Origin of the sequence: Arenimonas malthae CC-JY-1 (assembly GCF_000747075.1) — a bacterium.
Classification (GTDB): Bacteria; Pseudomonadota; Gammaproteobacteria; order Xanthomonadales; family Xanthomonadaceae; genus Arenimonas; species Arenimonas malthae.
This window is the reverse complement of sequence record NZ_AVCH01000202.1, coordinates 1-1,896: the sequence shown is the minus strand read 5'-3', so window position 1 is coordinate 1,896 and position 1,896 is coordinate 1. Positions and strand designations below refer to the sequence as shown.

Annotated in this window: 1 protein-coding gene; it reads left to right on the top strand. The window is 64.3% G+C overall.

Annotated elements, in window-relative coordinates; all coding sequences use genetic code 11:
• A partial coding sequence (gene fusA / locus N790_RS13555) for an elongation factor G (protein ID WP_043805067.1) occupies positions 1-1,833 on the top strand: 1,833 nt, incomplete at its 5' end.
• Positions 1,834-1,896: the final 63 nt, after the last annotated feature.

Sequence of the window (1,896 nt, the reverse complement as noted above, 5' to 3'; positions counted from 1 at the left end):
ACCCCGGGCCACGTCGACTTCACCATCGAAGTCGAGCGTTCGCTGCGCGTGCTCGACGGCGCGGTGTTCGTGCTGTGCGCGGTCGGCGGCGTGCAGCCGCAGTCCGAGACCGTGTGGCGCCAGGCCAACAAGTACCACGTGCCGCGCATCGCGTTCGTCAACAAGATGGACCGCACTGGCGCCAACTTCTTCAAGGTCCGCGACCAGCTGAAGTCGCGCCTCGGTGCGACCCCGGTGCCGATGCAGGTGCCGATCGGCGCCGAAGAAGGCTTCGAGGGCGTGATCGACCTGCTGAAGATGAAGGCCATCCATTGGGATGCCGCGTCTCAGGGCCTGAACTTCGAATACCGCGACGTCCCGGCCGAACTGCTGCAGCAGGCCAACGAGGCCCGCGCCTTCATGATCGAGTCGGCCGCCGAGGCCAGCGAAGAGCTGATGGACAAGTACCTCGAGCAGGGCGAGCTGTCCGAGGAAGAGGTTGTCGCTGGTCTGCGCGAGCGCACGCTCAAGACTGAGATCGTGCCGATGTTCTGCGGCTCGGCGTTCAAGAACAAGGGCGTCCAGGCCATGCTCGACGGCGTGGTCAAGCTGCTGCCGTCGCCGGTCGACGTGCCGGCCGTGCGCGGCGTCGACGTCGACGACGAGACCAAGGAGCTGAGCCGCGAGTCCAGCGACAAGGCCCCGTTCTCCGCCCTCGCGTTCAAGATCATGACCGACCCGTTCGTCGGTTCCCTAACCTTCTTCCGCGTCTACTCCGGCACTCTCAGCGCCGGCGACCAGGTGCTGAACTCGGTCAAGGGCAAGAAGGAGCGCATCGGCCGCCTGCTGCAGATGCATTCCAACCAGCGCGACGAAATCAAGGAAGTGCTGGCGGGCGACATCGCCGCGGCCGTGGGCCTGAAGGACGTCACCACCGGTGACACCCTCTGCTCGCAGGACGCTCCGATCGTGCTTGAGCGCATGACCTTCCCGGAGCCGGTCATCTCGATGGCCGTCGAGCCGAAGACCAAGTCCGACCAGGAGAAGATGGGCATCGCCCTCGGCCGCCTGGCGCAGGAGGATCCGTCCTTCCGCGTGCGCACCGACGAAGAGTCGGGCCAGACGATCATCTCCGGCATGGGCGAGCTGCACCTGGACATCATCGTTGACCGCATGAAGCGCGAGTTCAACGTCGAGGCCAACGTCGGCAAGCCGCAGGTCGCCTACCGCGAGACCATCCGCAAGGCGGTCAAGCAGGAAGGCAAGTTCGTGCGCCAGTCGGGCGGTCGCGGCCAGTACGGCCACATCGTCATCGAGATGGAGCCGCAGGAGCGTGGCGTCGGCTTCTCGTTCGAGAACGCCATCGTCGGCGGCGTGGTGCCGAAGGAATACGTGACTGCCGCGGGCAAGGGCATCGAGGAAGCCATGAAGAATGGCGTCCTCGCCGGCTTCCCGGTCGTCGACGTCAAGATCAAGGCCGTGGACGGCTCGTTCCATGACGTCGACTCGAACGAAATGGCGTTCAAGGTCGCCGGCTCGATGGCGTTCAAGGAAGCCTTCCAGAAAGCCAGCCCGGTCCTGCTCGAGCCGATCATGAAGGTCGAGGTCGTCACCCCGGAAGACTACATGGGCGACGTGATGGGCGACCTGAGTCGCCGTCGCGGCATCCTGCAGGGTTCCGACGACACTCCCTCGGGCAAGGTGATCAACGCGATGGTGCCGCTGGGCGAAATGTTCGGCTACGCCACCTCCATGCGCTCGATGTCGCAGGGTCGCGCCACCTTCACGATGGAATTCGACCACTACGCAGAAGCCCCGGCCAATATCGCGGAACAGGTCATCAAGAAGTCCTGATCCATCCAGAACCCAGATTACAGATTAGAGGCAGACAGACATGTCCAAGGAAAAGTTCGAGCG